Here is a 1,045-nt window from a genome sequence, read left to right on the forward strand (position 1 = left end):
GCCAGGATCCTGACGCATCGGTGGCAGAACGAACTCTTCGCCATCGTCGATGACGGCACGATCTACGGCCGCGAGATCGCCGAGACGTTCAGGGCGGCCGCCGAGCAGGCGGCGCTGAAACCGGTGTTCGTCGACACATTCCGGCCGCAGCTCGACAACCAGATCGGCCTGATCGGCCGGCTGAAAAAGGCCGGGGCAACCAAGGTGTTCGCCGGCGGCGACGGCGACGACATCGCCATCATGGGTCGCGATGCCGGCTCGCTCAATGCTGGCATCACTCTCGCCGGTGGCGAAAATCTGCGTACGCCCCCCGGCAATGTGCCCTATGCCGCGGGTACGCTGATGATCGCGCCGCCCGAATGGGCCGAGGCCGCCGATCCCAAGGTGGTGCAGGCTTTCGCGGAGAGAAGCGTCATACCGGAAGGCTACGTGTTGCCGGCCTATGCCGCGGTCGAGATCGCCAAAGCTGCAACCGCTGAAGCGGAAAGCTCGGGCAAGCCGCTTGCCGAAGCGCTCACCGGGCGTGACTTCGCGACTGCGATCGGGCCCATCCGGTTCGACGACAAGGGCGATCTCAGCCAGTCTCCGTTCCGCGCCTTCCGCTTCGATGGAACGCGCTTCGTACCGCTGGAGACGAAGTGATGTTCCGCGCCGGCCCGCGTAACCTGATCACCGATGTCGCCGGCCTCAGGGTCGGCAACGCCGCAGACGCCAGGTTGAAGTCGGGGGTGACGGCACTGCTTTGCGACGACCCGGCGGTGGCGGGCGTGCAGGTGCTGGGCGGCGCGCCGGGGACGCGTGAGACCGACCTTCTGGAGCCACAGAATTCGGTCCAAGAGATCCATGCCATCGTGCTTTCGGGCGGCTCGGCCTTCGGCCTCGACGCCGCCTCGGGCGTGCAGGCGGCCCTGCGCGAAAGAAACATCGGCGTCGAGGTCGGCGGCTTCCGCGTGCCGATCGTGCCGGCGGCGATCCTGTTCGACCTACGCAATGGCGGCGACAAGGGCTGGGGCCGCTACCCGCCTTATCGCGACCTCGGCTACCA

2 protein-coding genes are annotated in these 1,045 nt (G+C 67.3%); both read left to right on the forward strand.

All coding sequences use genetic code 11. The annotated features are described in order from the left end of the window. Nucleotides 1–642, forward strand: a 642-nt coding sequence (locus EOA33_RS36620) for an ABC transporter substrate-binding protein (RefSeq protein WP_145989548.1), incomplete at its 5' end; no start/stop codon positions are given. Continuing rightward, nucleotides 642–1,045 (forward strand): P1 family peptidase (locus tag EOA33_RS36625; RefSeq protein ID WP_190234515.1); only part of this gene is annotated, 404 nt, incomplete at its 3' end. The genes EOA33_RS36620 and EOA33_RS36625, both read left to right, overlap by 1 nt.

Source organism: Mesorhizobium sp. M4A.F.Ca.ET.050.02.1.1, assembly GCF_003997725.1.
Taxonomy (GTDB): Bacteria; Pseudomonadota; Alphaproteobacteria; order Rhizobiales; family Rhizobiaceae; genus Mesorhizobium.